At 66.4% G+C, this 1,240-nt stretch carries 1 protein-coding gene and 1 pseudogene; both read left to right on the top strand.

Features of this window, described 5'->3' with window-relative positions; all coding sequences use genetic code 11:
* The first annotated feature begins 74 nt into the window (after positions 1-74).
* On the top strand, positions 75-836 hold the full coding sequence (locus WEB03_RS01785) for a branched-chain amino acid ABC transporter permease (RefSeq protein WP_368069257.1): 762 nt from the start codon (positions 75-77) through the stop codon (positions 834-836).
* Between the two features lie 60 nt (positions 837-896).
* A pseudogene (locus WEB03_RS01780) lies at positions 897-1,240 on the top strand (transposase); the annotation flags it as partial.

Below are 1,240 nucleotides of genomic sequence, written 5' to 3'. Positions count from 1 at the left end.
GGGGGGGGGCCCCCCCCCCCGCCCCCCCCCCCCTCGCCTCCACCCCCCGGATCGACCACGCAGGAGCTACCACGATGCTGGGTCTTGAGCTCGCCCTCCGCGGCGTGCTGGAAGGCGCGACCTTCGGGATCGCAGGTCTCGGGTTCGCGATCATCTTTCTGGCCGCTCGCGAGCTGAACTTCGCCTACGGCGTGACCATCGCCATCGGCGGTTACGTCACCTACTCCACCGTCTCCGCCGGCCTGCCATTCGGCGTCGCCGCCGGCGTTGGCGTGCTCTTTTGCACGGTGTTGGGCGCGACCTTGCGCTACGCCGCGTTTCGCAAGCTGCGTGACCACTACGCCGTGCTGCTGGTGTCCTTCGGGTTCGCGGTCGTTCTCGAGAACGTGCTCCACATCGTCTACGGGGTGCACGACGTCGTCGTTCGTTCTGAAGTCCTCGCCCGTGTGGTGACGTTTTCGGACAGCATGCGACTGTCGGCGCGGGTGATTGACCTGCTCTCCCTAATGGTGCTCGTTTTGGCGTGGCTCGTCGTCCGGTATGCGTTCGAGCGGACCAAAACGGGTCTCGGACTGATCGCCGTCATCCGCGACCCCGAGATGGCCGAGCTCGTCGGCGTTCGCGTCGAGCGGATGAAGGTGCTGGCCTACGCCATGGGGTCGGCGCTCGCTGGCACTGCCGGCGCCCTCACCGCCGCCTCGTCCGGTGTCCGGCCCTCCCTAGGCTTCGAGCTACTGCTGTTCGGCTTCATCGCGACGCTGCTAGCCCGAGTTTCCGGGCTATCTCGTCAGAGTGCTGCGAGGGGTGAGCTGATGAGTCGGCGTTCCTGGCGCTGACCTGCACGTTCGTGGTGGAGGGTGCTTGCATCTTGCCTGCCAAAAGTGTATTACCCATATATGCCTTCAATCGTTGGAAAACGCCGCGGCAAGCAGACCTACTACTACCTGGTCGAGTCGGCCCGGGTGGACGGCAAGCCCCGGATCGTCTCGCAGGAGTACCTGGGCACGGCCGACGAGGTCATGGCCCGCCTGCAGGGCGAGGGGTCCGGCATGCCGGACCGCACTCAGCACAAGCAGTTCGGTGACGTGGCTGCGGTGTTGGGGGTCTGCCAGCAGTTGGGTGTGGCCGAGGTCATCGACGAGGTCGTCGGCGACCGGCGCTCGGACGTGGCCGTGTCGGTGGGCACCTACCTGACGCTGGCGACCATCAACCGGATCGTCGATCCGTGCTCGAAACGGGC

It is taken from the genome of Nitriliruptor sp. (assembly GCF_040882075.1).
Taxonomy (GTDB): Bacteria; Actinomycetota; Nitriliruptoria; order Nitriliruptorales; family Nitriliruptoraceae; genus Nitriliruptor.
The sequence above is the reverse complement of the archived record's forward strand: the minus strand, read 5'-3'. Positions and strand labels throughout refer to the sequence as shown.